Genomic DNA, 25,637 nt, shown 5'->3' with positions numbered 1-25,637 from the left:
ATCGCCGCGCGGTCTGCGTGCTGCCGGCCCTTGAACGGCGTCCCCAGCCACAATTCCACCAGAGCCAGCGCTTGATCGTCGCCGAAGACTTTGGTGCCGAGCACCATGACGTTGGCGTCATCGTTGCCCCGCGAGATCTCCACCGCGAAGTGGTTGTAGGCGAGGCCCGCGCGCACCCACGGATCTTGTTGCACGCGATCACCTCGCCCTGCCCGCTGCCGCCGCCGATCACGATAGCCAACTCCGCTTCTTCGTGGGCGACACGGCGGCTTATCACCGCGCACAGCGGCGGATAACCGACGACGACGCCGGGATCGTGAGCCCCGGCGTCGAACGTCTCACGGCCACGCTCGCGGAGCCACAGCAGCAGCCGAGCGTTGAACTCGATGCCGTTGTGGTCGGCGGGGACGGCGATACGCATACGAACAGTCTTATTGCCTAGCCGACGAGCCCACGAACGGACTCCGCGAATAGCTCCTCCAGCTTCACGGTCTTGGTCAAGATGCGCTGCTTGCTTGCCTGTTCGATAAGGTCCTCGAGCACGGCACGGTTCGGCTCGATGCCATAGGGAAGCGGGTCATCCCAGCCTGTCGCCTCAAGGACCTTGAGGTGGAGGCGGTCAGCGGAATCCGGCTCCGCGATCGCACCGGCCTTCAGATCGGCGACATACTGGCGCTTGGACTCGGCGAACGCCTCGAACACCGCCACGGCTGCATCCGGGTGTGCCTCCAGGACCTCGTCCTTGATGACCACGAGGTGGTTGATCGGGTAGAGGCCCGTTGCGCGCAGGGCTGTGAGGGCGACGTCGTTCGCGTTGGGGATGAGCGGGACAATGTCGGGGGAGTCGCTCTTGACGCCGATCGCGGCCTCGAGCTCGCCGTCGAGCACCATCTGTTCGAGCGTCTTGCCAGCCGGGGCGGAAATGACGTTCGACGGCGGCCTGTACGCCTCGACGTGCTCGTCGCCGGAGAGAACCCAAGTGACGGAGTCGAGGTCAAGGCCATACTGATTTGCCATAATCGAGCGGGCCCAGACGCCGGTGGTCACGGTGTAGCCGCGGTTCACACCGACGCGCTTGCCCACAAGCTGTCCGGGATCGGTGATGCCGGAATCTTGGCGGACCATGATCGCGTTGTGGTGGAAACCGCGGACCAGGAAGATCGGCAGGGCGGTGAACTTTACCCCGTGTTCCCTGGCGGTGAGGTAGGTGGTGAGCGCCATTTCGCTGACGTCGAAGGCAAGTTCGCGGACCATGCGACGGAATCCCTGGACGAGGACGGGCACCTCCTCGAAATGGAGCGAGTAGCCTTCAGGGGCAACCGTGCCGTCCTTGACGCGGCTGTTATTTCCTTGGGATCGGCTGAGGGCGGAAAGCTGGACGGGCATGGTGCCTCCGTTGAGGTCTAGTGATGGCCTACATTTGCATGTTAGATTGGACTAACCATTTTGCCAAGGCCTGTAGGCCGTGCTCGAGGGAGCCAGTAGATGTCTGAGAAGGTGCTTGCGGCGGTCCGGGTTGCTCCGGGAACCACCGAAATGCGTGAATTTGACCGGCCGAATATCGACGATGAGTCGGCCCTGTTGAAGATCGAGGTCGCAGGAATCTGCGGCACGGACGTGAAGCTTTATTCCAAACCGCCCACGACCCGGGCCACGCAGGGCCCGGTGATCATGGGCCATGAAAACGTCGGCGTCATCGTGGAGGCCGGCGAAAAGTTCAAGAAGCGCCAAGGACTCACAGAAGGCGACCGCGTCTTCGTGGAGCATTATGTTGCCTGCTTCAGTTGCGAGTGGTGCCGCATTGGCGAATATCGCCACTGCGAGGCCACCGACTGGCGCACCAACCCGGACGCGCGCCGTTTCGGATACACCTCCGCTGACTTCCCCGGAACTCTCTGGGGCGGATTCTCGGAATACATGTATCTGCCGTGGAACGCGGTGCTCCACAAGATCCCGGACACCGTCACGGCGGAAGAGGCCGGCTTGGTCATGCCGCTATCCAACGGCATCGAATGGGCGCTCCTGACCGCCGGCATCGGCTACAACGACACCGTGCTGATCCAGGGTCCCGGCCAGCAGGGCCTTGCCCAGCTTGTTGCCGCGAAAACCGCCGGCGCTGCCCAGGTGATCGTCTCCGGCACCACGCGCGACAAAGCCCGTTTCGAGCTGGCCAAGGAACTCGGCGCCGATGAGGTAATCGACGTTCTCACCGAGGACCCGCGCGAGAAGATCATGGATCTGACCAACGGCCGGGGCCTGGACTATGTGCTCGACTGCACCTCCCGTGCCGGTACTGCTCCGGTGCTGCTCGGCGTCGACGTCCTCAAGCGCCGCGAGGGCACCCTGCTCATCCAGGGCGAACTGGCGGCGTTCCCGGATTTCCCGGTCAAGCAGGTTACCGAGAAGGCAATCACCATCAAATCGGCCCGTGGCCACTCCTTCAACGCCTGCGAACTTGCGGTGGCTCAGCTTGCCTCCCACCGCTACCCCCTGGAGAAGCTCGCCACGCACCGCTACGGCATCGACCAGGTGGACCACGCCATCCGCGTGCTCGCCGGCGAAACCGATGAGGATGCCATCCACGTCTCGATGATGCCCGAAATGATCGGTCAGCCCGGCGGAGCGGTGCGCTGATGGCCGGTCTTGTTGTGACTAACCCGCCGCGCGCCGAACGGGACATTGTGGACGCCTTCGCTAGCTACGGCGTCGCCACTGTTCATGAGGCCCAGGGTCGCGAGGGCCTGCTCGGCTCGCATATCAACCCTGTGCAGACGGGAGCCCGGATCGCCGGCACCGCCGTCACTGTCACGGTCGCCCCGGGCGACAACACCACCATCGGCGTCGCGGTGGAGCAGTGCGCCGACGGCGATGTCCTGGTTGTTGCACCCACCGCGCCATGCGATATGGGCTACTTCGGCGACCTCCTTGCCACCTCGCTTAAAGCACGCGGCGTGCGGGGACTCGTCATCGAAGCAGGGGTGCGGGATGTGGCCGATCTTCAGGAGATGGGCTTCCCGGTATGGTCCAAGGCCGTATCGGCCGAGGGAACCGGCAAGGGAACCCTTGGCGACATTAATGTCCCCATCTCGATCGCCGGCCGAATTGTCAACCCCGGTGACGTGGTGATCGCCGACAACGACGGCGTCGTCGTCGTGCCTCGCCTCAAGGCAGCCGAGGTACTCGCCGCCTCGAAGGCGCGCGAAGAGAAGGAAGCGAAGGCACGTGCGCGGTACCAGGCTGGCGAGATTGCCTTGGACGTCAACAATATGCGTCCGTTGATTGAAAAGGCTGGCATCCGTTACATCTCGTACGAGGACTGGATTCAGGAGGCCCAGAAGTGATCATCGACATTCACGGCCACTACACCACTGAGCCTGCGCAGCTGTTCGCCTTCCGTAAGGCCCAGCTCACCGGTGAGAACGCTACGATCCCGGCGATCAGCGACGATGAACTTCGCGAAAGCGTGGAGCCGAACCAGCTGCGCGTGCTGCGGGAGCGCGGCGGGGACCTCATGGTCTTCTCGCCGCGGGCTTCGGGCATGGATCATCACGTCCCGGATGCCAGCATCGCGAACGCCTGGGCGCAGGCCTCGAATGACTTGGTGCATCGTGTGAGCCAGCTGTACCCGGAACACTTCGCGCCGGTGGCGCAGCTGCCACAAACACCGGAGGGCAACCATGCGGGTGTCATTGCCGAGCTGCGACGCACGGTTACCGAGCTGGGCTTCGTGGGCGCGAACCTTAACCCGGATCCCTCAGGGACCTGGGCGGGAAAGCCAGTGACGGACGAGTCCTGGTTTGACCTCTACGAGGTTATCCAGGGACTCGACATCCCCGTCATGATCCACGTGTCCACGGCGTGCAATCCGAACTTCCATACCCTCGGTGCGCACTATTTGAACGCGGACACAAGCGTGTTCATGCAGTTGCTGCAGTCGGACCTCTTCCAGCGCTTCCCGGGACTGCGTTTCGTGATCCCGCACGGCGGCGGTGCAGTCCCGTACCACTGGGGCCGTTACCGTGGTCTGTCCATGCGTAACGGCTGGCAGGATCCCTCCGAGCTGCTGAACAACGTCTTCTTCGACACCGCGGTGTACCACCAGCCGGGTATCGACCTGCTGACCCGCGTTGTCCCGTCCCGCAACATCCTCTTCGCTTCCGAGATGCTCGGTGCCGTGCGTGGCGCGGACCCGGAGACCGGTGTGGAGTGGGACAATACCCTGGTCTATGTCAAGGGTGCCGGTCTCTCTGAGGAGAATGAACGCCGGATCCTCCTAGAGAACGCCCTTGAGGTTTATCCGGGACTGGCCGCGCGCGTTCCCGCGACTTCCTGAGCCGAGAATCCCTGCTATAACGACGGCGCCCCTCACCTCCACGGAGGTGAGGGGCGCCGTCTTTTACTGAATGCCGCTCAGACTGCCGGCTGGATCAGACTGTCAGGGCCGCCACGAGGTCCTTGAGCGATATGTTTGTGTCTCCGGCGAGCTCAGCGGGAATCGTGCCGCCGGTGCCGAGGAGCTTGCGGACCGCCATGTAGTCACGAGGGGCATTGATGGAGTCGATCGCGATCAGACGTCCGGCAGCGTAGTAGAGTACCGAGAACTGCTCCGTGTCCGGCTGGCCACGAACCACCACTTCGTCGTATCCGTTGGACAGGCCGGCAATCTGGAGCTTGAGGTCCGCCTGGTCTGACCAGAACCACGGCACGGCGGCCGGGCCCTGCGGGCGTCCCACGAGCGTTGCTGCGGCGATCTGCGCCTGAGCAATCGCGTTCTGGACCGACTCGATGCGGTGGCGGCCTTCACCGGTGAGCGGGTGAGGGAGGGTGGCGCAGTCACCAGCGGCCACGATGTTCGGGTTGCTCGTGCGTGCGAGCGTGTCCACGACGATTCCGCGATCGATCTCGAGGCCGAGTTTCGCGGCGAGGTCTGTGTGTGCCACGAGCCCGATGCCCACGAGTACGATGTCGGCTGGCAGCACCGTGCCGTCGGCGAGGCGGATCCCGATCACGGCGTTCTGCTCGTTGCCCTCGATCGCGTCGATGCCGGTGGACAGGAGCACCTTGGTGCCGCGGCGCTGGTGCGCTGCCAGGTAGAACGCCGAGACCTCCGGGGCCACGGCTCGGCCCAGAAGCCGGTCGGCGACGTCGACCACGGTCACGTCTTTGCCAGCGGCCGTCGCGGCGGCCGCTGCCTCCAGCCCGATGAAGCCGCCACCGATGACGACGACATTGGACGCGGCCTCCAAGCGGGTGCGCAGATCATCAGCGTGCGCAATATCGCGCAGCACACAGACTCCGTCGAGGTCGGCGCCGCGAATCGGGAGCCGGCGTGGCGTGCCGCCCACGGTGAGTGCGAGGCGCGCGAAGGGGAGCTTCTCTCCGGTACTGGTGACGGCGACGCCGCTGCCCGAGCCGGTCGCATCAAGCTCGATGTCCTCGATGTGGGTGGAAAGGCGTAGTTCTATCTGCTTCTCGGCGTACCAGTCCAGCGAGCGGAAGCCGAGAGACTGGACCGTTGCCTTGCCAGCCAAGTAGGCCTTGGACAGTGGCGGGCGCTGGTACGGGGCAACGTCTTCGTTGCCGACCAGGATGATGGGAGCGGTGTCACCGAAGTCGCGCAGAGACGTTGCAATCTGCAAGCCGGCCTGGCTGGCGCCGATGATGAGGGTTCCGGGAGCGGAGATGGTCATGTATCCTCCTATGGTTAGTCCATTAAACCATAGCGCCTCAAGGTGCCGCGTGGCGAGGGTTGAAGCGCAGAGATCTCGCAAACTTGGGAGGACTGTGTCAAGGGTTGCATTCGAGGCGGGAGCCAGGCACTCGTCTGGCAATGCAGGATTGCGAAGTTTTGTTCCAACCCACGACAACCCTTGTTTGGCGGCGGAGTTGCCACGAAGGGATTTCCGACGCGACGGCTACATCGCACTGACGGATCTACAGAAGAAGAATGCTCGCTTGATGGCCTTCTCGAGAGCAGCGGGGAAAGCCTTTTACCACTACGGCTTCGGCGACATTGGGCTGCAGCGGATTGACCTGGTTAGCTACCGGCGCCGCGGGCCGGCCGGCCCTCCAACGCGGTTCCTCAATGCTGCCCGACGCCTCCCGCTGGAAGGTATCGGGGATGCATGGACGTGTCGGCAGACCCGCCCGTGAGGGCACCGATCAGGCACCGGTCTGGGTAGCCAAGGTCACCGGCACCGACATGCCCCTTCGACCCCGGATTCCTGGCGTAGCGGAAACCAGCCGCGCCTTCAAACAAATAACGACGCTGGTCGCCGGCATAGAGCCCGCCCGGAAATGAATTTCCCGGCACCGTCTTAGGAGCTGTGAGTGCGAACGCGCTCGGCAGTCCGGCCGAGGTGCTCGGTCATGACCGTTCGGGCGGCTTCAACGTCGCGCGCTTCGATGGCCTCGGCAAGCCTGCGGTGCTCTGCAACACCCTGCTTGCCCATAGGCGCGGAAATGTGCGATTCCGCGAGCGACATCCGCATAGGACCGTTGAAGCTCTGCATCAGCATCTCGATCGCTGGGTTGTGGGTGCACTGCGCGATCCGGGTGTGGAACGCGGCGGAGAGCTCCACGTTGTACTGTCCCGCCTTAACGGCCTGCTCGGCCTCCTCGACCATCGCGAAAAGAGCGGCGATGTCCTCCTCCGTGGCCCGCTCGACCGCCAGGGGCAGGGTGCCAAGCTCGACGATGAAGCGCGCTTCGGTGACGTTGTGTGCCGTGACAGGCGCGAGCGAAATGAGGTCGGCCAGACCCAGGCCGAGTCGCTCGGCCGAAGGGCTGGTGAGGAAGGCGCCACCGTGGGAGCCGACGCGGATGGTGAGCAGTCCGTTGGTCTCGAGCACCCGTAACGCCTCGCGGACAGTCACACGACTGACGTTGAACCGCTGGCACAACTCGCGTTCGCTGGGCAGCCGATCGCCCGGCTGCAACTTACCCGCGCGAATGAGAACTTTGATCTGGTCGACGATGACCTGTGAAGCCCGGTCAACGTTCACGGGGAGGAACATGCCCTCGGTGTTGGTGGCCATTGTCCCCCCTGTCGACCGTCAGTCAGACGGTTTGGCGATGCGATCAGAACGCATATGTCAGCCTCCCAGCGATTACTGCGAGGTAAATAAGCCTAATGGAATGATAGAGCAATGGAATAATGAATGGGCTCTTGCCGCGCCAGCCGCGTAGTATTTCCCCCTCGCGCGCAAACTCACCAAGCCCCGCCAGATTGCCATCCGGCGCCCCGGAAAAGCACGCCCGTCACCTCCCTCGAAGCCTGGCCTGGGCACGGGAGCCACCAACCGCACCGGCCCTGCGGTAAAAAATGAAACCGTCCGCGTGCCCAGTGCCGTCCACGGCCACATACATAATCCTGGGCAACACTGTCCTCCTCTCGCGGACAGTGACGCCCAACTCGGCAAAGTCGGTATCCCACGACTTCAATTCACTGTCTTCGCGCCGCCAGCTTCGTTGGTCCAAGGATCTACCACGAGGGCGGGGTCCGCGGGAAACCTGTAAGTGCCCACGCCCCTCAACATCTCCGGGACCGGCCTCTCCGGCCTCGGCAACTGCACCCCCGGTCCGAAGCCGCTCCCAGGTTTCGCGAAACCAGGGTGTGGGGACCCAAGGTTCGGAACCCTGGTGCAGACTCCGGCGGATCGCGGCATGGAGGTCCGCGTTCGCAACAGGTCGCTTGGAGCAGAGCCTCGTAGCACGGATCATCTCTGGGCCACGCCGGAGCAGATCGCGTGCCCCGACAGCGCGGTGAAGCTGGCAAGGTTCCATGTCGGCACGTGCGCCCGTCGCGGCCGGAACGATCAGCCAGCAGCGGGTCTGTATTAGAACGTTCCGCCGCCTTTACTGACCCGGCGTGCCATGGACCGCGCGCTGGGTCTTCGCCTGCTCCGCAACTTGAGGGTAGGTAGGCTCAATAATCTACGTGCCCCAAATTGCTACGCCAGAAAGCCCGCTTTCCAGACCCACTGGGTTCCGAGGCGGCCCGTCCGACGCCATCTTGGCGGATGATCACGGGACCCCGCCCCGTACGCCCGCAAGGTAAGTTCTCCGCAAAGTTACGAAAAAATGTAACGCGCATCGCATTTCTATGGCATATTGGTTAGTCCAAGGCCAAGGTGTGAGACAGCGCATACGAAAAGCCTTTGTCCGGGCGCGATGAGGCGCCTCGGAGGACATGAGAGTAGGTAACCTTTCCAATGCTTGAAGCAATATCCAGTGGCCTCACAGAGGTTCTACAGCCAGCCACCTTGGCGATCATGCTGCTGGGCATACTTATCGGGTTCCTGGTGGGTATACTCCCGGGCCTCGGGGGCGCCGTCACACTGGCGATCATGCTGCCGTTCACCTTCGGCATGGAACCAGTCCAGGGATTCGCGTTTCTCCTCGGCATGTGGGTGGTGACCTCAACTACAGGGGATCTCACCTCAGTCCTCTTCGGCGTACCGGGAGAGGCCACCTCCGCAGCGGCAGTAATGGATGGCTATCCACTCACCAAAAAGGGCCAGGGCGGACGGGCCCTCGGTGCGGTGCTCACCAGCTCTGCGATGGGCGCCATCTTCGGTGCTGTCGTTCTTGCCTTGTCGATTACTCTCATCCGGCCCGTGGTGCTCGCCCTCGGCGCCCCTGAGTTCTTCGCACTCACGATTCTCGGCCTCACCTTTGTCATAACCCTCGCAGGAAAGCAGCTTTTTAAGGGCTTCATTATGGTGTCCATAGGCCTGTTGGTTGCATTAGTAGGTGTCGATCCTCAGGTGGGAATCGAGCGGTTTACCTTCGGTCAGCTGTACTTGTGGGACGGCATCAACCTGATTGCGATCGTTGTCGGCTTGTTCGGAGGCGCTGAAGTGCTGCAGCTCATGCTCAGCAAGAGCAGCATCGCCCAGCCCTCCGGTCCTGGGCAGAACAAACTGCATGGGACTGGACAGGGAGTGTTGGACGTATTCAGGCACTGGAGCGTGGTTCTTCGTTCTGCCGGCATAGGGGCCCTCATAGGAATGTTGCCCGGACTGGGCGGATCTGTCGCTCAATGGATGGCGTACGGCCATGCCAAACAGACTTCGAAGAACCCGGAGCAGTTCGGGAAGGGCGCCATCGATGGAGTCATTGCCGCCGGTGCCACCAACAACGCCAAGGACGGCGGATCACTCATTCCCACGATCGCCTTCGGCATTCCTGGAGGGGCAGCTACCGCTGTCCTGCTCGGCGGCTTCATGATCCTAGGTCTTACCCCCGGCAAAGAGATGCTCACCACTCGTCTTGACGTCACCATGTCCATGGTCTGGATCACAATTATCTCAAACCTCGTTGCGGTGGGGATAGCGCTCCTGTTCATCCGTCCGCTGATGAAGCTGACCAGGCTCCAAGGTCCTGTCCTTATTCCGGCACTTGTCCTGCTCCTCGTCATCGGGTCCTACACGGCAACCAACAGCTTCGCAGACGTACTGGTGATGGTTGCAGCTTCCGCATTCGGAGTCGTGTGCCTGCGATGGGACTGGCCGCGGGTTCCCTTCCTGCTCGCCGTCGTTCTCGGCGGATTCGCGGAGACCTACCTCAACCTCGCCAACTCGATTTTCGGCACAACCTGGATGACGCGGCCGATCGTGCTGGTGCTGGGCGTCGTCATCCTTGGATCAGTTATTTACGGTATCCGCACCAACCGGCGCGCCGCTTCCCGCCTGAAACCTGAGCTTTCTTCTCCGGCCGGTAATTCGAAGTGAGGAAAGTTGATATGAAAACCGCACCGAAGATTGGCTCCACCGTGAAAACAACTCCTGCTGGTCCATCCCTGAATTCATCGCCAAGAGCAGACATGGTATTTACGCTCACGGTTGCCGTAATCCTGTGTGCAGCTCTTATACAGACCTTCACTTGGCCGTCCGAAGCAGCCGTTTTCCCCCGGGTGGTCATTGTCTCCGGCCTGGCCTTCAGCATTGGACTGGCTGCGATCATCAGCTGGAAACAGCTTCGACGCAGGAATAGGGGCGAGCTCCCAGCTGAGGCAAGCGGCGACAGGCCACATCAAAACCAAGATGACGACGCCGAGAGCGACGAGGCCGAATATGTATTTGCCACAGCGGGAACACGGGCTTGGGTCACGGTTCTGCTCTGGCTCGCAGCCTTTCTCATCTTGACAGGGCTTCTGGGAATATTCGTTTCCAGCGGTATTTTTGCCCTGTTTTACCTGCGATGGGGGGCGCACAAGTCCTGGAAGTTTTCAGGAATTTACGCAGTCGTTCTGACCCTATGCCTTCTGACTATGTTCCGGTGGCTACTCTACATTCCCACCCCGGTAGGAATTCTAACAGGCTTATAGCGCTTTCCAATTACCCGCATTATCCATTTTACAAAAAGGCAGGAACAAAAGTGCGTCATATATCCCTTTCGCGTCGGCTGAGCATAGGTGCTCTCGCGACCTCGGCAACCCTAGCTATTGCCGGATGCGGTGGCGCGTCCGGCAATCCTCAATCCGGACCATCGGCCGGGGGTTGTGAAAGCCTCGAAGGCAAAACCATTTCAGTGGTTGTTCCGTTCGCTCCTGGCGGCGGCTATGACAGTTATGCCCGCTTGATTGCCCCCGATCTGGGGAAGGCGTTGAAGGCCCAGGTGATCGTCAAGAACCAGCCTGGAGCCGGCGGTCTGGTGGCCATCAACAGCTTGGTTCGTGCAAAAGGGGACGGCACCGAAATCGCAATCATGAACGGTGCAGGCGTTGCTGCGGCCGTTCTTGCGGAAGCGGAGGGAGCCGGGTTCAGCCTGGATGACCTGAGCTACATAGGCCGTGTTGGTGAAAATAACACTGTGCTCGTATCTGGGACCGAAAGTAAATACGAGACTTGGGACGACGTGAAAGCATCTGAGGGCTTCCGGTTCGGTTCTTCCGGCCGCGGGTCATCTGACTACATCACTCCTTCGATCCTCATCGAAGCGTTCGATCTCAAAAACGCCCAAATAGTGACCGGATTCAAAGGCCAGAGTGAAGTCGAACTCGCTCTCCTCCAAGGGAATGTTGACGGCCTTGCAGGTCCTGCAGACTCCCGTCGTGCGGGCATTGCCAGCGGAGAACAGACGCCCTTGTTATCTATAGCACCTGAACGGGTCCCGGAAGCTCCGGACACTCCTGTGTTCAGCGAACTGGAGCTGACCGAACGACAGGAAATGCTTCTGACCGCGCACCAGACGGTAAACGAGCTGGGACGGCCACTGGTCGGACCTAAGGATATGGATCCGGCTGCGCTGGAGTGCCTCCGCGGTGCCCTTGACACGATCGCCAAAGATAAAGATCTACTCGCAGAGGGGGAAAAGCAGTTCCGTCCCATCAGCTACGTCTCCGGAACAGACCTGGAAGAACAGGTAATCAACAAGATAAAGGAATTGCCTGAGGAATACCTCTCTGTTTTGAAACAGTCGTTCTAATTCTTCACCGGCCCTCAAGGGTATAGCTGTCGTACTCAGCCCTCCGCCCACCATGCCGGGCCGGTAACGGCCAAAGGGGGTTCCTACCGTGCGGAGTTGGCGGTAGGAACCCCCCTGGTCCCAAATCTGAACCGGAAGAACGCAGTGTTGCTGGCCGGCACCGACACTGAGGGCAGAGCACTAATCAAAGCTCCCACATGCCTCAACAAACGTTGGGCCTTTATCGAACTGAGCCGGTTAAGTAGCTAAGTAACCGCTGGCTAGGCGAGCCGGCTCTTTTCCTCGCGAGACAAATCAGGTTGAGGCCAAGAAGCCAAGGACTTCTTCTTTCGGCAAACTATTCAACAAATCACTCAGGGAAGGCTATGGCACCAGGGAAAAGAGATCGCGTGCTGAGCCTCCTGATGGCAATGATGTTCTCATTTGCCCTCAGCAGTCTTGCGCTAGTGGTGCCTTTGCTGGCCGTGAGTGTTGGGTATGACGCTGCACAGGTCGGTCTTCTTGTAGCGTTAGCCGCTGTCACCCAGATCGGGACACGGTTGGTGATGGGGCCACTCACGCGGAGGGTCGCCGACAAGATGCTCTTGGTAACGTCCGCCGTGCTGATCGCTCTGGCATGCGTTCTGATCATGCTCTCGACGACCTTGTTCGTCTTTGCCGCTTCCCAGCTTGTTCAAGGAGCCGCCCGCGCGCTGTTCTGGACAAGTTCACAGACACATGCGGTGCGTGCGTCGTCGACCTCCGTCAAAGGCTTGCGACGGATGAACCTCGCCGCCGGAGTAGGGTCTCTGGCCGGCCCCGCATGCGCCGGACTTCTTTGGAGCCTATCCCCACCCTTGCCACTTCTGGTTGCAGCGATTGTCGGGTGCATTGCGATCATGCCTGCGGCCTTACTTCATCGATTCCCGTTGTTCGCGCGGAAGGTCTCTTCCGAGGACAGGAACGGGCATATTTCGCGCCAACCTGGTGTCCGTGCTGCTTGCGGGATGAATGTTGCAGCGGGTGCTTGGCGAAGCATTCTTGACTCTTTTGTTCCGGTCGCCCTTTCCCTCGCCGGACAGCCCGCTGTCGTTATTGGTCTGCTCTTAACCACGGCGAACGGTGCCATGTTGGCAGGAAGCGCGGCCAGTAGTTGGATTAGGAAACGCGGAATTAGAGCGTCCTTCGCTACGGGTCTACTGTGCACAGGACTGGGTCTGGCGGCCACCGCACCCCTTGCAACCCTCACCCTTGCCGCTGCTGCTTCACTCGCCCTGTCCGGGCTCGGTGCAGGAATCCTCCAAACAGTCGGTCCCGCGATTGCAGCCGACGAGGTGGGGCCCGAAGAAAGAGGCGACGCGCTAGCTCTGGCCGGTACCTACCGGGCTGTAGCGCTCCTCCTGGCACCAATCGGAATGGCCGGAATACTCGCCTTCACCCCCTTGGCTTCATCCCTGATTTTGGCCGGGATTCTCATAACAACGCCAGCCACAATAGCCCTACGACCACCTCGGAAATGGAGAAGGATCTAAATTCTCGACCACTTTCGGGACCTATGTAGTCGGCTCCCAATCTGACCAAACGCAGAGCAATTTCTGCCATAGGAACTGAGTCTGGCACCGGGGTATTCGGCCCCACCTGGATCGCTTCGCACCGAACGAAGGCTTGTGCCATGAGGAGGGACGGTCATGCTCCATCCCAAGTGTGCCGCGCCAATCAACGGCAAAGCGGACGCGTCGACCCACTCCCCGCTGAACTTAACTGCATTACCTGGCGTGGCTTTGGTATTGCGGCTGGCTGTGGCTCAAGGTTGAAGGCTGCTAGCCTGGTGCGCTCTGCTGGGCAGAACTTTTATCTGGACAGCGGTAAAGTGATGTGTTTCACTTGAACGACCACGGATCTAACACAAAGACGAGGGAGAGCCGAATGAGTTTTGAAGCAATGGGTCGTCGCGGATTTATCAAAATCACGGCCGCAGCGGGCGGGACACTATTTCTGGGAGGCCTCACAGCCTGCGGCCAGGACAGTGGCGGCAGCGGCGGCGGTGGAGGTCAGAAGGGATATTCCGGCGACGTAGCAATCACGGGTCTGGCCAGCCTCATCCACTCCGCCCCCTTCTTCATCGCCCAGTCGGAGGGCTACTACGAGGAAGAGGGACTGACCCTCGAGCATATTCAGTTCCCAGGCGGGCTTGACACCGTCCGAGGAATCGAGTCGGGAATTGGTTTCGGTACCTCGTCCACTATTCCGGTCTTCATTGCGGCCGAGAAGGGCATGGACGTAAAAATCTTCGGCAATGTTTACACAGCGGCCTCAGTCGACTTCATTGCACTGCCGGACTCTTCAGTCACTTCCATTGAGGACATCAGGGGCAAGAAAGTCGCAGTCAGCACGCCGGGGTCAAACTCCTCGTATTTCGCAGACCGCACACTCCGGGAGGCCGGCATTATTCCAGGCAAGGACGTTGAACTTATCAGCGTCGGCTCGGCGAGCGACTCCTGGACCGCCGTCTCCCAGAAGGTTGTTGACGTCGCGTGGACGGCCTCGCCACTCTCCGAGAAAATCGCCTCCGAAAGCGGAGCGAAAGTTATCTGGCGTTCCCGCGACTATGTAACGGACTGGTCGGACACCTGCCTCGTCGCGACAGGATCGTTCATAGACGAAAATACCGAGGCGTTGAAGGGCTGGGGCCGGGCGCTCAAGAAGGCGATGGACCTGATCACCAACGACCTGGAAAAGGCCGCCGACGCCTACGGGAAGGCCATTAAATACGAGCCCGAGGTGGCTCTTGAGGCGCTTAAAAACTCGCAGAAATTTTTCAGCCTGGACTTCACCGATGCCCAGCTCGCCGCCGTCGTCGCCGCCGGTAAAGAACAGGGCCAGATCACCAAAGAACCCGACATGGATGCCATCGTCATGAGGAACTTCCTCTCATGAGCCAGATATCCCCAATCGATTCGGTAGGACACGACAGTGACGTCGTTTTCGACAATATCGGAATGACTTTCGGTACCGCGACAGGAGTCACCCACGCAGTCGCTAACGTTTCGGGAGCGATACCGGAAGGCAAATTCGTTTCCGTTATCGGCCCCAGCGGCTGCGGAAAAAGCACGTTGCTTGACATGGTCGGCGGCCTGATGAAGCCCACTCAGGGCTCGGTCAGCATAAACGGTGAAAGCGTGACGGGCCCTCGGCGGGACACTGCCATGGTATTCCAGGAAGACTCCACCCTGCACTGGCGCACTGTCCTGGACAATGTCGCTTTCGGCCTCGAGGTCAAAGGCCTCCCGAAAGCGGAGCGCCATGAGCGCGCCCGCCAAATGATCGAACTTGTCGGGCTCACCGGTTTCGAGGACCACCGCCCGGGCCAGCTTTCCGGTGGAATGAAGCAGCGCGTCGCGATCGCCCGGGCCTTGGCCATGGAGCCGCGCGTCCTGCTCATGGACGAGCCTTTCGGCGCCCTGGATCAGCAGACCCGGCAATTCATCGGCCGGGAACTGCTCCGTATCTGGGAGAAAACACGCAATCGCGTGCTGTTCATCACCCATGACATTCAGGAAGCCGTTTACCTCTCCGACGAGGTCTGGGTCATGTCAGCCAGGCCCTCCGTTGTCAAAGAGGTGGTAACCATCGACCTGCCACGTCCCCGACCGGAGGGGACCCACGCGCTGCCCAGGTTCCGTGAGCTGGAAGACCACCTATGGGCGCTGGTAAAGGTTGAGGCGGAGAAAACGTTGGGGCCAGGAGCGCGGCTGGCGTGAGTGTTCTGGAGAAGACCCCGCCTGTCCAGAGCCAGCAAAAGGCCCCCATCGTTCCGCGTGCGGCCCTTGTCCGTTGGGTTATCATTCTGGCGCTTGTTGCCGTCCTTGAGCTCACCACGCGAACGGGGATGATCAGCCAGTCCCTCATGGTGCCACCATCGGAGATTCTTACCCGGCTGGCCTCGATCGTCCCAACGGAACAGTTTGGGCAAGACGCCGCACGAACTCTTACTACCATTCTGGTGGCGTTCACCATCGGGCTTGTGCTGGGGGTCCCGCTCGGGGTTTTCTTATGGCGGGTGCCGGCTGCAGGGCGGATCCTTGAGCCCTTCATCGTTACCGGCTATGCAATGCCCACTTTGTTGTTTTATCCGGTTCTCTTGGCCGTGATGGGGCTCAACGCGGGACCGATCATTGTTATAGCTGCATCGATGTCCCTGATTCCAATTGCGCTGACCACGATGGTTGCCCTGAATGCCATCAAGCCTATCCTTCACAAGCTCGCAAATTCTGTCAGCGCCTCGCCACGGCAGTACTACTTGAAGGTGCTGTTTCCGGCGGCGACGCCACTTATTTTCCCGGGTGTGAAGCTCGGATTTATCTACGCCGTCATCGGCACCGTTGCCATGGAGTTCATCCTCGCGTCCCAAGGAGTCGGCTTCCGGGCCGGCTTCTACTACCGGGAACTGAATACCGCAGACATGTGGGCCTACATCGCCGTTGTCATCGTTCTCAGCGTGTTGGTCAACAGCGTGCTTACCTGGCTGGAGAAACGCATTAGAAGGGACATGCTGTGAGTACCGATGTAACGATTCCTTCGGTCCCGAAAATCACCACTCAGCAGAGTGCGAACAGATCCCGGGTCATCCGGGACAACGTGTGGCGTGCTGCCGTATTGGTAACCTTGGTGCTCCTGTGGGCGCTGCTGTCTTCCATGAGTGACCTCGTCGCTTCGCCCACGGACTCGCTTAACGCGCTGGCGAAGCGCTTCGCCGATGGCTCTATTTACCGGCACCTCAACGCGACCCTGCAGGCGGTGGCCATCGGGTTCCTCATCGCCGCTGCCATAGGCTTTCCCTTGGGCTATGCCATTGGGCGGAGTAAGTTTCTCGGTGCTGTCTTCGACCCCATCGTCGCAGGCGCCTTCGCCATCCCACGCGTAATTTTCTTTCCCATTCTTCTCCAGATTTTCGGAGTGGGTGTGGGGGCGCAGTCGGCAATGGCCGCGTTGGCAGCGGTATTTCCCATCATGGTCTCAACAACGGCAGGCGTCCGTGCCATTAACCCGCTTCTGCCTAAGCTCGCACGCTCGCTGAGCCTGTCCCCGCTGCAGACCGTGACCAAGATATACGTTCCGGCCATGGCACCGTCGCTCATGGTGGGCATCCGTATTGGCTTCAGTATCGCGTTCATCAACGTGATCATCGCCGAATTCTTCGCTGCGCGTGCCGGCCTTGGGCTCCTGGCGCTGCGAGCCTACGGCATGTTGGACCTGCCAACGATGTACGGCATCATCGTGCTCCTCGCTGCAATCGCACTGGCCGGGAACCTCGCCCTGTGGGCAGTCGAACGGCGGCTGGGCAACAAGCTCTAGCCCTCGGGTCCAGGGGGCCTGCACGCCCATCACCACGGTGTCTGACTACTGAACGGTCTAAGAAAGGGGAAAGCATGTCTGCAAGTGCTGCCCGAGAGGAATACCAGAGGTTAAGGTCCCAGTTCAAGGAAAAGGGACTGGGCGGAAGGATCGGGTTCGGGAGCCGGCCGGCGCTTCTGGTGGTTGACATGATCCGCGGATTCACGGATGCGAGATCGCCGTTGGCCGGAGACCTTGATGAACAGCTAAAGGCAGCCCAGGAACTTCTTGGAAGAGCTCGGGGTGCTGGCGTTCCGATCATCTTTTCAACTGTCGCGTACGACACCGACCTGCAGGAGGCCGGTAAATGGATCCAGAAAATACCGTCCAACAGCTGGTTGGTCGAGGGAAGCGAATGGGTGGAACTCGACGACAGGCTCGAGCGCCAAAACAATGAAATGTTGCTCGTGAAAAAATATGCATCCTGCTTTTTTGGCACCGATCTTGCCGCCCGTCTCGTGTCCAAAGGCATCGATACGCTGATCCTCGTCGGCTGCACAACCAGTGGATGCATCCGAGCTACGGCGGTGGATTCATGTTCCTACGGATTCCACACCATCGTTGTTGAGGAGGGTGTGGGAGACCGGGCTGAACTGCCGCATCTCGCGAGCCTTTTCGACATTGACAACAAATACGGCGATGTTGTCGGGCTGGAGGAAGCAAACACCTATCTCGAACATGTCCGCGGGTAAGCGCAGCACGGCGAAGAAATCGCCGTGCTGGCTCTCTAACCGGACTCCGGACCATGGGCGGCGTGCCATCATCCTGCAAAGGCCAGACCGTGGGCCTGTCAGGCGCTGACAGAATCCTGAGCATTGCCGCGACGGTATTGTTCTCGTTCGCCCTCGGAACCCTGGCAGTGGTGGTGCCAATATTGGCCATTGCTGTAGGGTACAGCGCGGTCGAAGTCGGGATGATGGTTGCACTTGCAGCAGTCTCGCAGTTGGTGACGCGCCTCTTCCTGGGCGCACTGATGCGCAGGGTTCCCGATAAAGCCTTCCTCGCGGGAGCAGCGCTCATGATTGCCGTCTCGTGCGCTCTGATCGCAGTCTCAGACGCGCTGGCAGTCTTCGTAGCATCCCAGCTGGTCCAGGGCTCGGCTCGAGCCTTGTTCTGGACCAGCAGCCAGACGCACGCCGTCCGCATGTCGACCTCGTCTGTCAAGGGATTGACTGACGTAAATCTCGCCGCAGGGGTGGGGGCACTGCTGGGGCCCGCACTTGCAGGTTATCTGTGGGAACTTTCGACACCGTTGCCGCTGATCGTGGGTGCAGTGGCAGGATCGGCGGCTGTCATCCCTGCAGCCCTTCTGACCAGGCTTCCTGTGTTTGCTCCGGAGCATGCCACAGGCGGAATAATGGCGCGAGGCCTCTGGCGGCGGCCTGGCGTCGATGCCGCCTGCTGGATGAACGCCGGAGCGGGCGCCTGGAAGAGCCTCTTGGACTCCTACGTGCCCATCGTGCTCTCCCTTGCCGGACAACCCGTCGCCGTCATCGGCATCCTGGTAGCCATACCCAACGCTGCCGTTCTGGCCGGAAGTGCATCTGCGAGCTGGCTGCGCAAGCGGGGCAACAGGATCTCCCTTGCCACAGGCCTCCTGGCCACGGGGGCGGGCTTGGCCGCGGCCGGGCCACTGGCCGGCGCCGCAGTTGCCGCCGCCGCCGCCCTTGCTGTTTCCGGCGTTGGTGCCGGGATCCTCCAGACCGTCGGGCCGGCGATAGCTGCAGATGAAGTGCACCCGGAAGAACGCGGGGATGCTCTCGCCCTGACTGGTACGGTGCGGGCCTCAGCGCTCTTCCTTACACCGTTTGTCATGGCCCTGCTGGTCAGTGTGGTCCCCGTTGCCGCAGCGCTGGTCACGGCCGGAGTCCTGATGACCCTTCCGGCGGCGGGAGGTATCCGCAGAAAAGACCCTCCCAGCCAAGTGGAGCCAACAGAATCAGGTCCCTGCAGGCCGCTCCAACAAAATCAGCTTGAAGCTCCCGAGAAAAAGGTGTCCGATGACAACTGAAACGATTGATACGACGGCTTCGGAGATTTCCCGGCTGAAATTGCTGCACGGACACGCTATTCCACGGCTTGGCCTGGGAACCTGGCCGATGCTGGAGGACGAGTGTGAAACTGCGGTGCGTTTCGCACTGCAGAGCGGTTACCGGCTGGTTGACACAGCGTTCCAGTACAGAAACGAAGAAGCGGTCGGCCGGGGGATCCGCACCGCAGGCGTTCCCCGGTCCGAATTGTTCATTTCCAGCAAGTTCAACAAGGAGTCCCACAGCATCGATGGGGTGCAGCGGGCCTACGACGAGAGCCTGCGCAAACTCGGCCTTGACCACCTGGACATGTTCATGTGCCACTGGCCAGTTCCGGCCTTGGGCAGGTACGTGGACGCCTGGAAGGGCCTCGTGAAGTTATTGGAGGAAGGCCGTGTAAAAGCCATCGGCGTTTCCAACTTCAAACCTGCCCACCTGAAGGAAATAATCGACGCAACGGGAGTAGTACCCGACGTAAACCAAATCCAGCTCAGCCCAGACCTGGCGCGGACGGAACCGCGCGCTGTCCACAGATTACTGGGAATAGTCACCGAAGCCTGGAGCCCTATCGGCCGGTCCTCCGGTTTGCGGGCTGACCCGCTGATCGGCCACATCGCTCAGCGCCTTAACAAGTCTCCAGCCCAGGTCCTGCTGCGGTGGCATGTCCAACAGGACATCGTGCCCATACCGCAAGCGTCCGACCAGCTGTGGCTCAAGGAAAACCTATCCGTCTTCGACTTCTCGCTCAGCGCCGACGAGATGGCTGCGATCCGGCGGTTGGACAGAGGCGAGGCGGCCGCACGGGACTCTGACTCACCCGAAAACGGCCATTGATTCCGGTGTGCCCTTCTCTTCTGACCAGAGAGGGGGGTTGACGAGCATCACATTCTGCGTCATCCTCTTGTTAACAGAAATACGCTCTGCAAAGCAGAGAACCTAGAACTTAGCATGCGCGCCCAATGAAGGAGACCTTTCATGACAGATCAGACCAGCGTCATTCAGGACGTGCAGCGGGGCATGATCCCTGCTCATATCTACAACGACAAGGAGATCTTCGAGCTCGAAAAGGAGCGCCTCTTTGGACGAAGCTGGCTCTTCGTTGCCCACGAGTCGGAGGTGCCAGAAGCGGGCGATTACGTGGTGCGCCGCGTGCTGGAAGACTCGTTCATCATTTCCCGCGATGAAAAGGGCGAAATCCGTGCCCTCTTCAATATGTGCCTTCACCGCGGAATGCAGGTCTGCCGGGCCGAGATGGGAAACGCCTCACATTTCCGTTGCCCTTACCACGGCTGGTCCTACCGCAACGACGGACGAATCGTTGGCCTTCCGTTCCACAAGGAGGCCTACGGTGGCGAGGAGGGCTTCAAGAAAAAAGGGCAGACCCTGCTTCCCGCCCCGTCTTTGGGTATATACAACGGTCTCATTTTCATCAGCCTTGACCCCGACGCGGAACCTCTCGAGGACTTCCTGGGCGATTTCAAGTTCTACATGGACTACTACACCAAGCAAAGCGCTGACGGCATTGAACTCCGCGGCCCGCAGCGGTGGCGGGTCAAAGCGAACTGGAAGATCGGCGCCGAAAACTTCGCCGGCGACATGTACCACACACCCCAGACGCACACGTCAGTGGTTGAAATTGGCCTCTTCCGCGAGCCAAAGGCCGAGAAGCGCAAGGACGGAACAACGTACTGGGCCGGCAACGGCGGCGGAACCACCTACAAGCTTCCCGAGGGGACACTGGAGGACCGGCTCCGCTATGTCGGCTACCCCGACGACATGATCGCGCGGATGAAGGAACAGTGGAGCCAGGAGCAGCTCGATGTAGTGGGCAAGGACGGATTCATGGTGTCAGCCGCATCGGTCTTCCCAAACATGAGCTTCGTCCATAACTGGCCCCGCGTAGAAGAAGACTCCGACGAAGTTCTGCCGTTCATCTCCATCCGCCAATGGCAGCCCATCAGCGAAGACGAGACCGAGATCGTTTCATGGTTCGCAGTGGACAAGAATGCGTCTGAGGAATTCAAGGCGCTTTCGTATAAGGCATATCTTATGTGCTTCGGCAGCGGCGGCATGTTCGAACAGGATGACGTTGAAAACTGGGTCTCTCTGACCAGCACGGCGGGTGGCCCGATGGCGCGGCGACTGTTGCTCAACAGCCGCATGGGCATGCTGGAGAACGGGCAGAACGTCGTGGAACCTTTGACCGCCGATGAGTATTCAGGGCCAGGTTCCACCCGGATCGGGTACAGCGAATACAACCAGCGTGAACTGCTGCGGCGGTGGGCTGACCACCTTGAACGGCCGATGGAGAAGGCGGCCCAGCTCCACGTCGGCACCGACCCGATTCAGTCACCCCCGGCTGGCGGGGCGGACCCTTCACGGGCTTCGACCGGAAACACCGCCGGAAGCACCGCTATCCCAGCCGCCCAGATCATGTCAAAGGAGGCCTAGCCATGAGTATTGAAGCTGACCGTAACGGGAAGACTCTTTCCGAACAGTCCGTTCTGGGCAATCATGCCCCGCGCACGCAGAGAACGGGAGAATCCCTCCCGTTCGACGACGCGCTCCACCTTCAGGCGCACCGCTGGCTGGTTGATGAAGCGTATCTCCTGGACGCCCAGGACTATGACGCATGGATGTCACGAATCGCTGAAGACGTGCACTATCTCATGCCCGTCCGGGTCACTACCGCCCTCGGGGCCGGTTACAGCACGTCCCCCGGCATGGCCCATCTCGATGAGAACAGGTACTCGCTCAGCCGCCGGGTAGCGCGTTTCGCCACCGAGCATGCCTGGACAGAAGACCCTCCCTCACGATTGCGGCACTACGTCACGAACGTTCGAACGTTCCGCACAGACAATCCGAACGAAATCATCGTGGATTCGGCGGTGCTGCTCTTCCGGAGCCGGGGGGATGTGCGTGAAGCCGCCACGGTGTCCGCCGGCCGGGAAGACCTTCTGCGCCGTACCGGAACCGGATGGGAACTCGCCCGCCGAACGATCATGGTGGACGAATCGGTTATCCGGATGCAGAATCTGGCCATATTCCTATGAAAATCGGATGGGAAGGCGAGGAAGAAGACCGCCTTGCCGCCATTCGCGCGGCAGAGGAACGCGTCCGGCTGGAATCACACACCACCGGCGCTCCGATCGTCATTGCCAATGAGTTTTCCGAAGTGCACATCAGCAGGGTGGAAACACGCAATGGTTCCCGGCTGATGATCACTTCCCCGCGCTCCGGCCAGTGGGTTTCCTTGTGCCCCCTGGAACTGGAGTCGCTGACCTGGCAGGCGTCGGCAACGTTTTCGGCCATGATCGGAAACCCGTTCGGTCCCCTCATCCCCGAAGATGAACGACCGCCCCAACTCAAGAAGAACAGAAACACTTAGGCCAAGGAGCTTGATCATGCCTGTCGTAAAAGCAGACCTAGAAGCCTGCCAAGGGTACGCCAACTGCGTTGTCGGGGCGACCGACTACTTTGACCTGGATGATGACGGGATCGTAGTCCTCCTCAAGACTGAAGTGCCCGAGGCTGACCGAGCCCGCGTCGTGGAGGCAGCCCGCAGCTGCCCCGTTTCCGCCCTGATAGTGGAGGACTAATTGGATACAGTAACTGCCATCGTCGGTTCCTCCATCGGGGGCGTGCGCACGGCACAGTCCCTACGCCTGGAGGGATATGAAGGACGCATCGTCCTCGTCGGTGAAGAAACGGAACTGCCCTACGACAAACCGCCGTTGTCCAAGGCCGTCCTGGCGGGTACACGGACCGAAGCCTCCGTCTGCTTGCTCAACCGCGACCAGGCGGAGGAATTGGGAATAGAGCTGGAGCTTGGACATGCCGCTACCGGGATCGACGTCGCAGGAAACCTGCTGCAGCTGCAGGGCCGTGAAGCTCTGCGCTTCGACAACCTGGTCATAGCCACAGGCGCCTCTGCCCGGCCCTCCCCGTGGGGGCATCGGCCCGGCATCCATGTTCTTCGTACCCTCGATGACGCCCGCAGCCTGCGCGCAGATCTCACCAAGGGCGGACAGCTGGCTGTGATCGGCGCGGGTTTCATCGGTGCAGAAGCCGCGGCGACAGCACGCGGGCTCGGCCTGGAAGTGACAGTCATTGACCCCCTCCCGATTCCCATGAGCCGTATCTTTAATGCGGAAGTCGGGCAGTGGTTCGGAGACCTTCACCGCAGCAACGGCGTGAGGACGATGTTTGGTACCGGGGTCGAGGCCATCGACGGCGAACAGGGCTCCTTCACCCTGCGGCTCACCAATGGGCAGAACCTGGAAGCGGCCACGGTTCTGGTCGGAATTGGCGCTGTTCCCAACGATGCTTGGCTCGGTTCTTCGGGTCTGCTCGTGGACAACGGACTGGTGCTTGATGAATATTGCCGTACGGTGGACGCCCCCCATATTTACGGGGTCGGCGACGTGGCACGGTGGCGGCATCAAAAACACGGCGAAGATATCCGGATTGAGCATTGGACGAACGCCGTCGAGCAGTCAGCGTGCGTGGCTTATAACATCACCCATCCGGAGAACCCCCGCGCCTACATTCCGGTCGAGTACGTCTGGAGCGACCAACACGATTGGAAGATCCAAGTCGTAGGACGTGTGGGCGGAAAAGCTGAACACGTTACCATCGGGCATCCGGAAGTTCACGGCCGCTTTGCGGCTCTCTACACGGTAGATGGTGTCAACCTGAGCGGTGCTGCCATTGTGAACTGGCCTAAGGCCCTCTTGGCATGCCGGCGCGGTATGGGGACGGGGATATCAGTTCAGGAACTACGGGAAAAGCTAGAACCGATGCTGGACCCCCAGCCGCTGACGGCATCATGATGGGACAGACTCAGCTGCCCCTGGCACACGCAGGGGAAAGGAAAGCAATCGCTTTGGCCTGCCGGGTGCTGGCGCACCGCGGCTTGGCAGACGGAATCCTCGGCCATATCAGCCTACGAATGGGCGAGAATAGCCTGCTCGTCCGATGCAGGGGCCCCCGGGAGCGAGGATTGGCATTCACTGAACCCAGCGACATCCGGTTGGTGGACCTTGACGGTAACCCTGCTGCTGAGGGCGAGCTGGAAGGAGGATACGCCGTCCCGAACGAACTTCCGCTGCACACCGAACTGTTACGGCAACGCACAGACATCAGCGCGGTCGTCCACGCGCATCCGCCGCGGGTTGTCGCTGCGGACCTTGCCGGGCTTGGCGTCCGTCCAATCGTCGGAGCCTTCGATATTCCCGGCACCCGCCTGGCAGCAGGCGGGGTACCTGTGTATCCACGAGGAGTGCTGGTCAGGAACCGCCAGTTAGCGGCGGAAATGCTCCACGCCATGGGTGATCGACCTGTAGTGCTGCTGCGCGGCCATGGGCTGACCAGCGCCGCGGAGACTGTAGAGCAAGCGGTACTTCAGGCGATCAGCGTAGATACTCTTGCAGGGTTGTCACTGCAGGTGACCGCAGCCGGAGGAGAGCTCCGGGACCTTCCCCATTCGGACATGGCTGAACTTCCAGACCTCGGTGGATCGTTCAACACGCAAACGGCCTGGAGACACGAACTCGCTCGGCTGAAGGCTGCGGAGTGAAGTTAGCCAATAAGGGAAAAAAGGCAACCACGCCCGTGCTGGGTACGATGTCAGGCATGCAGTCTACAGATACGGACGCCACGTCCAAGTATGGTCCGCCCCCGCAGTATCCCATTGAATCTGTTGATAATGCATTGCGCCTTCTCCTGTTGTTCGAAAGCCAGCCCAGCATCCGGTTGACAGATGCCAGTAATTATCTGGGTGTCGCATCTTCGACGGCGCACCGGCTTATGGGGATGTTGCTCTACCGGGGGTTCGTGCGGCAAAACCCGGCCACTCGCGCCTATGAGCCGGGCCAGGCGCTCAGTTCGATCGCCTTCGCCATCAGACGCCAGGTGGACATAAGGACCCTCGCTCGTCCTGTACTTGAACAGCTGTTCCAAAAAACCGGGGAGACAGTCCACTTCGCCAGGCTCGAGCGAACAGACGCCCAATTCCTTGATGCCATTGAAAGCTCAAGGACCGTGCGGGTGGGTTCCCGACAGGGTGTCACGTTGCCGGCAAACTGCACTGCTACAGGCAAAGCGATGCTGAGCCGACTCAATGAGGAACAGTTGCGGGCACTTTACCCTAACGATGAACTCCCAGGCCTGACAGGAAACTCAATTACGTCGCGGGCTGAGCTTGAAGCCCAACTTGATGAAATCCGCCGCATAGGTTATGCCACAAGCAGGGAAGAAAGCGAAGATGGCGTGACCTCGGTCGCAGCATCGATTGCAGGGCCAAGCGGCGCCATCTACGGAATCAACGTCTCGGTGCCCGCCCACCGCATGTCCGACAAGCTGCGAGCCGAACTCGGAGAAATGCTTCGCACCTCCGCTGAGGACCTTCAAGGACTGCTGCTTTAGCCGCACGGCACTCGCGGTGGCGCCCTTGGCTCCCCGCTCGTTGACGGGATCGGTCTCCTTGCCCTCCATAGCGTGGGGATCTGTCTAAGATCTGGGCGAAGGTGGAGCCGACTAATTCGAAGTGGTTGATTTCTGCCACGGGCGTGGGCATCGATGCCGTACGCAAGACCTGACCTGACGAGGATCCCGCATTGGACTGTGCCATACGCAAGGTCGCGGGTCACGGCGGCACTGTAAGTGGTGCCGCCCGTGGCAGCCGTACGGGACCTTCGAGCCAGTGGACGTCTGTTAGCGGCCATGAAAAACTGCCCATAGGCGGCCACGAAAGTGCCCGCTGGCGGCCAGCAGAACTGCCCGCCGGTGGCCATGAGATCTGCC

The 25,637-nt window shown here is 60.8% G+C and carries 24 protein-coding genes and 1 pseudogene; 21 read left to right on the top strand and 4 right to left on the bottom strand.

The features are described from left to right. Nucleotides 1-56: 56 nt before the first annotated feature. Together AC4BCK_RS00685 and AC4BCK_RS00680 are read right to left on the bottom strand one after the other, a co-directional pair. A pseudogene (locus AC4BCK_RS00685) lies at nucleotides 57-421 on the bottom strand (RpiB/LacA/LacB family sugar-phosphate isomerase); the annotation flags it as partial. A gap of 17 nt (nucleotides 422-438) precedes the next feature. Continuing rightward, the gene (locus tag AC4BCK_RS00680) at nucleotides 439-1,386 is read right to left on the bottom strand and encodes a substrate-binding domain-containing protein (protein WP_490566463.1); all 948 of its coding nucleotides are present in this window, start codon (nucleotides 1,384-1,386) and stop codon (nucleotides 439-441) included. A 99-nt stretch (nucleotides 1,387-1,485) separates the two neighbouring features. Between AC4BCK_RS00680 and AC4BCK_RS00675 the strand changes: the two genes are divergently transcribed. Genes AC4BCK_RS00675 through AC4BCK_RS00665 form a run of 3 tightly spaced genes read left to right on the top strand, consistent with a single transcriptional unit; the run spans nucleotide 1,486 to nucleotide 4,333 of the window. After that, nucleotides 1,486-2,634 (top strand): zinc-dependent alcohol dehydrogenase, encoded by a 1,149-nt coding sequence (locus AC4BCK_RS00675; RefSeq protein ID WP_364321861.1) that lies wholly within the window; start codon nucleotides 1,486-1,488, stop codon nucleotides 2,632-2,634. Beyond that, nucleotides 2,634-3,341 (top strand): 4-carboxy-4-hydroxy-2-oxoadipate aldolase/oxaloacetate decarboxylase, encoded by a 708-nt coding sequence (locus tag AC4BCK_RS00670; RefSeq protein ID WP_490566462.1) that lies wholly within the window; start codon nucleotides 2,634-2,636, stop codon nucleotides 3,339-3,341. Before AC4BCK_RS00675 ends, AC4BCK_RS00670 begins: the two co-directional genes overlap by 1 nt. Continuing rightward, a complete protein-coding gene (locus AC4BCK_RS00665) occupies nucleotides 3,338-4,333 on the top strand; it encodes an amidohydrolase family protein (protein ID WP_364321856.1) in 996 nt (331 codons plus the stop codon). Before AC4BCK_RS00670 ends, AC4BCK_RS00665 begins: the two co-directional genes overlap by 4 nt. 94 nt (nucleotides 4,334-4,427) lie before the next feature. Here the strand turns inward: AC4BCK_RS00665 and AC4BCK_RS00660 are convergent, their stop codons facing one another. Beyond that, nucleotides 4,428-5,690, bottom strand: coding sequence for an NAD(P)/FAD-dependent oxidoreductase (locus AC4BCK_RS00660; protein WP_490566461.1), 1,263 nt, complete (start codon nucleotides 5,688-5,690; stop codon nucleotides 4,428-4,430). 627 nt (nucleotides 5,691-6,317) lie between these two features. Next, nucleotides 6,318-7,037, bottom strand: a complete 720-nt coding sequence (locus tag AC4BCK_RS00655; protein WP_364321850.1) for a FadR/GntR family transcriptional regulator — start codon at nucleotides 7,035-7,037, stop codon at nucleotides 6,318-6,320. A gap of 1,236 nt (nucleotides 7,038-8,273) precedes the next feature. On the opposite strand from AC4BCK_RS00655, the gene AC4BCK_RS00650 reads away from it, so the two are divergent. From AC4BCK_RS00650 to AC4BCK_RS00565, 18 genes are all read left to right on the top strand, one after another. Then, nucleotides 8,274-9,734, top strand: a complete 1,461-nt coding sequence (locus tag AC4BCK_RS00650; RefSeq protein WP_364321888.1) for a tripartite tricarboxylate transporter permease — start codon at nucleotides 8,274-8,276, stop codon at nucleotides 9,732-9,734. Between the two features lie 11 nt (nucleotides 9,735-9,745). Further along, entirely contained in the window at nucleotides 9,746-10,330 is a 585-nt protein-coding gene (locus tag AC4BCK_RS00645; protein ID WP_364321847.1) for a tripartite tricarboxylate transporter TctB family protein, read from the top strand. A 50-nt stretch (nucleotides 10,331-10,380) separates the two neighbouring features. Then, nucleotides 10,381-11,430 (top strand): Bug family tripartite tricarboxylate transporter substrate binding protein, encoded by a 1,050-nt coding sequence (locus AC4BCK_RS00640; protein ID WP_400602079.1) that lies wholly within the window; start codon nucleotides 10,381-10,383, stop codon nucleotides 11,428-11,430. Between the two features lie 365 nt (nucleotides 11,431-11,795). Further along, complete coding sequence (locus tag AC4BCK_RS00635) at nucleotides 11,796-12,941, top strand: MFS transporter (RefSeq protein ID WP_490566460.1); 1,146 nt, start codon at nucleotides 11,796-11,798, stop codon at nucleotides 12,939-12,941. A gap of 394 nt (nucleotides 12,942-13,335) precedes the next feature. Beyond that, nucleotides 13,336-14,346 (top strand): ABC transporter substrate-binding protein, encoded by a 1,011-nt coding sequence (locus AC4BCK_RS00630; RefSeq protein WP_364321838.1) that lies wholly within the window; start codon nucleotides 13,336-13,338, stop codon nucleotides 14,344-14,346. A gap of 62 nt (nucleotides 14,347-14,408) precedes the next feature. Then, on the top strand, nucleotides 14,409-15,170 hold the full coding sequence (locus AC4BCK_RS00625) for an ABC transporter ATP-binding protein (protein WP_490566459.1): 762 nt from the start codon (nucleotides 14,409-14,411) through the stop codon (nucleotides 15,168-15,170). Then, on the top strand, nucleotides 15,167-15,967 hold the full coding sequence (locus tag AC4BCK_RS00620; protein WP_490566458.1) for an ABC transporter permease: 801 nt from the start codon (nucleotides 15,167-15,169) through the stop codon (nucleotides 15,965-15,967). The genes AC4BCK_RS00625 and AC4BCK_RS00620 overlap by 4 nt, the downstream gene beginning before the upstream one ends. 137 nt (nucleotides 15,968-16,104) lie before the next feature. Beyond that, nucleotides 16,105-16,764: an ABC transporter permease gene (locus tag AC4BCK_RS00615; protein WP_400602075.1), complete on the top strand. Its 660-nt coding sequence runs from the start codon at nucleotides 16,105-16,107 to the stop codon at nucleotides 16,762-16,764. Nucleotides 16,765-16,838: 74 nt separating this feature from the next. After that, nucleotides 16,839-17,495 carry an N-carbamoylsarcosine amidohydrolase gene (locus AC4BCK_RS00610; RefSeq protein WP_490566457.1) on the top strand — a complete coding sequence of 219 codons (657 nt, stop codon included), beginning with the start codon at nucleotides 16,839-16,841 and terminating at the stop codon, nucleotides 17,493-17,495. Between the two features lie 62 nt (nucleotides 17,496-17,557). After that, nucleotides 17,558-18,814: an MFS transporter gene (locus tag AC4BCK_RS00605; RefSeq protein ID WP_490566456.1), complete on the top strand. Its 1,257-nt coding sequence runs from the start codon at nucleotides 17,558-17,560 to the stop codon at nucleotides 18,812-18,814. Next, on the top strand, nucleotides 18,804-19,667 hold the full coding sequence (locus tag AC4BCK_RS00600) for an aldo/keto reductase (RefSeq protein WP_400602071.1): 864 nt from the start codon (nucleotides 18,804-18,806) through the stop codon (nucleotides 19,665-19,667). Before AC4BCK_RS00605 ends, AC4BCK_RS00600 begins: the two co-directional genes overlap by 11 nt. A gap of 141 nt (nucleotides 19,668-19,808) precedes the next feature. Next, on the top strand, nucleotides 19,809-21,284 hold the full coding sequence (locus AC4BCK_RS00595) for a Rieske 2Fe-2S domain-containing protein (protein ID WP_400602069.1): 1,476 nt from the start codon (nucleotides 19,809-19,811) through the stop codon (nucleotides 21,282-21,284). Nucleotides 21,285-21,286: 2 nt separating this feature from the next. Beyond that, nucleotides 21,287-21,886, top strand: a complete 600-nt coding sequence (locus AC4BCK_RS00590) for a 3-phenylpropionate/cinnamic acid dioxygenase subunit beta (protein WP_364321814.1) — start codon at nucleotides 21,287-21,289, stop codon at nucleotides 21,884-21,886. Continuing rightward, nucleotides 21,883-22,221, top strand: coding sequence for a hypothetical protein (locus AC4BCK_RS00585; protein WP_364321811.1), 339 nt, complete (start codon nucleotides 21,883-21,885; stop codon nucleotides 22,219-22,221). The genes AC4BCK_RS00590 and AC4BCK_RS00585 overlap by 4 nt, the downstream gene beginning before the upstream one ends. A 16-nt stretch (nucleotides 22,222-22,237) precedes the next feature. Then, nucleotides 22,238-22,432, top strand: coding sequence for a ferredoxin (locus AC4BCK_RS00580; protein WP_275215853.1), 195 nt, complete (start codon nucleotides 22,238-22,240; stop codon nucleotides 22,430-22,432). Next, nucleotides 22,433-23,665: an NAD(P)/FAD-dependent oxidoreductase gene (locus tag AC4BCK_RS00575; protein WP_364321808.1), complete on the top strand. Its 1,233-nt coding sequence runs from the start codon at nucleotides 22,433-22,435 to the stop codon at nucleotides 23,663-23,665. Continuing rightward, nucleotides 23,662-24,411 carry a 3,4-dihydroxyphthalate decarboxylase gene (gene phtC / locus AC4BCK_RS00570; RefSeq protein WP_364321805.1) on the top strand — a complete coding sequence of 250 codons (750 nt, stop codon included), beginning with the start codon at nucleotides 23,662-23,664 and terminating at the stop codon, nucleotides 24,409-24,411. The genes AC4BCK_RS00575 and phtC overlap by 4 nt, the downstream gene beginning before the upstream one ends. Beyond that, on the top strand, nucleotides 24,408-25,259 hold the full coding sequence (locus AC4BCK_RS00565) for an IclR family transcriptional regulator (RefSeq protein ID WP_364321802.1): 852 nt from the start codon (nucleotides 24,408-24,410) through the stop codon (nucleotides 25,257-25,259). Before phtC ends, AC4BCK_RS00565 begins: the two co-directional genes overlap by 4 nt. Nucleotides 25,260-25,637 lie beyond the last annotated feature (378 nt).

It is taken from the genome of Pseudarthrobacter sp. As-47, from assembly GCF_058215595.1.
This window is presented reverse-complemented; position numbering and strand designations above follow the sequence as displayed.